The 871-nt window shown below is 62.5% G+C and carries 1 pseudogene; it reads right to left on the reverse strand.

What is annotated here, in order from left to right:
- Nucleotides 1-808 (reverse strand): annotated as a pseudogene (locus QQJ98_RS19770) (IS3 family transposase); the annotation flags it as partial.
- Between the last annotated feature and the right edge of the window lie 63 nt (nucleotides 809-871).

The raw sequence follows: 871 nt of genomic DNA on the forward strand, positions 1-871 counted from the left end.
TTGTCACTGACGATCATGCCGGGTTTACCACGCCGTTCGATCAGCGCTGTCAGCTCTCGGGCCACGCGGCGGCCCGAGATCGAGGTGTCAGGGATCGCGGCAAGGCATTCCCGTGTGACATCGTCGACCACGTTCAGCACCCGGAAGCGCCGCCCGCAGGCGAATTGGTCATGCACGAAATCGAGCGACCAACGGGCATTGGCGCGCGCCTCGATAAGGATCGGCGCCCGTGTCCCAATAGCCTTGCGGCGCGCTTTGCGTTTACGGACGGTTAACCCTTCTTCGCTGTAGAGCCGGTAGATGCGGTTGATCCCGGAAGGCTCCCCCTCACGGCGCAAGAGCACGAACAGCCGCCGATACCCGAACCGGCGCCGTTCATTGGCCAAGTCGCGCAGTCGGCCCCGCAGCGCCGTGTCAGGCGCCCTATGCGACTGGTATCGCACCATCTTCCGGTCCGCCCCAGCAATCTGGCACGCCCGCCGTTCCGACAGCCCGAGATGGGCCTTCAGATGCGCGACAGCCTCGCGCTTCACGACGGGCGTCACCATTTTTTTGACAGCAGTTCCTTCATCGCGGCCATGTCGAGCATCTGCTCGGCCAGCAGCCGCTTCAGCTTGGCGTTCTCGTCCTCAAGCGCCTTCAGCCGCTTGGCCTCCGACACCGTCATCCCGGAATACTTCGCCTTCCAGGCATAGAACGTGCCTTCCGACATGCCGTGCTTGCGACAGAGATCGGCACACTTCGCGCCGGCCTCATGCTCCTGCAAGATCCCGATGATCTGCTCTTCGGTTCGAATTGTTCGCTTCAATGTCCGTCCCTTCCTTGGGGAGGACTCTAGTCGCAGATGGAGGAAAAATCCCGTGGCAGGTCA

Source organism: Cypionkella aquatica (assembly GCF_030161095.1).
Lineage (GTDB): Bacteria > Pseudomonadota > Alphaproteobacteria > Rhodobacterales > Rhodobacteraceae > Cypionkella > Cypionkella aquatica.